Annotated in this window: 1 protein-coding gene and 1 pseudogene; both read left to right on the forward strand. The window is 45.5% G+C overall.

Features of this window, described 5'->3' with window-relative positions; all coding sequences use genetic code 11:
- A pseudogene (locus tag R7P67_RS24520) lies at positions 1–153 on the forward strand (3-dehydroquinate synthase); the annotation flags it as partial.
- Between the two features lie 52 nt (positions 154–205).
- Positions 206–1,353 (forward strand): ATP-binding protein (locus R7P67_RS24525; RefSeq protein ID WP_318086277.1); only part of this gene is annotated, 1,148 nt, incomplete at its 3' end.

Here is a 1,353-nt window from a genome sequence, read left to right on the forward strand (position 1 = left end):
GATGACTTTATCAAGCATATGATGCGTGATAAAAAAGTGCTGTCAGGTCAATTGCGCTTAGTTCTACCAACCGGAATTGGCAGTGCGGAAGTGATAGCCGATACTTCACAAGAAGTGATTCAGCAGGCTATTGATTTCGGTCGCAGTATTTAACCTTGTAATGACGCCATCTGGCGTCATTCTTGTTGTTTAAGAAGGTTATTAGATGAGTTTTGCTCACGTTCTGGAATTAGATTCTCAAACCGAGTTATTGGATAGATTGGAGTTGTTGACCAACTTTGGATCCAACCTTATTGCGATCAATGGCCCTGATGGGTATGGAAAATCTTGGCTGGCGCAACGATACCTTGAGCTGGGTGCGAGTAACAAAAATCAATGTTTGTTACTTTGCCATGCGACCCAAGATGACGTGCAGCGTCGCGTCCTCATCTTGAGTCAGCTGGTTTCCGATGCATTGTTTAATCAACAAGAGCCTTTACTCGACAGTCTAGAGCGTATTCTCGAAGGTGAGCCTTGCGATATTGCGATTGTTATTGATGACGCTCATTTACTTAGTGAAACGCTCGTTTCGGAGTTATGGACGTTAGTCTTAGAGGCGCATGAAAAGCCGAACTGGACGATCAACGTGTTGCTTTTTACTCAGTCTGGGCGTTTGGAATCGGTCTTGTCTCGGTTGAGTTATGGGCAAGAACTTAAGCCAGTTGAACTTGATATCGATATGCTATCCGAAGTGGAAGCGCGTCGTTTCTTCGAATCACTAGTGGTTAGGTATGTCGATGACGATGCGGAGAAACGTGTTCGAGATGCATTTAAGAAAGTCGACCCGATTCCGGGTGACATCATGGCATTAGGAGAGATGAAAGTGGAAAAAAGGATCATTATCCGTTCAATTGTCGGATCGCCACTCAACATCGCATTAGTGGTTTTGGTGCTACTGTTGCTGGCCGCTGGTGGTTATTGGTGGATGTTTAATCAGCCAAGCCCAGATGACAAAGCGCAGCAGATCACGGGAAGCATCGAGCAAACTGCCATTCCGACACTCACTGAGCCGACTCTTTCGCCATCAGAATCTAATTTAACCTCAGTGACTGACGGCTTGCCAAATGATGGCGATTTATCAGATGCGACTGACGATTCCAACTCATTGCCACCAACGGTGACAGAAGAAGTAGCAAGCGTCGGGAATGATGATACCCAGCAGCGTGTTGTGATTGAATCTGACGTGGTTGATGCTCTGTTAGAAGGTAAGCCTGAGCAAGCGAATACAGACAATATTAAAGCGTTAGTAGAAGGGGCTGAACCTCAAGCGAAAACCCAGTCAGAGACAAACTCTTCTTTGATTAAAGTGGTGAA

It is taken from the genome of Vibrio sp. Vb0937, from assembly GCF_033338855.1.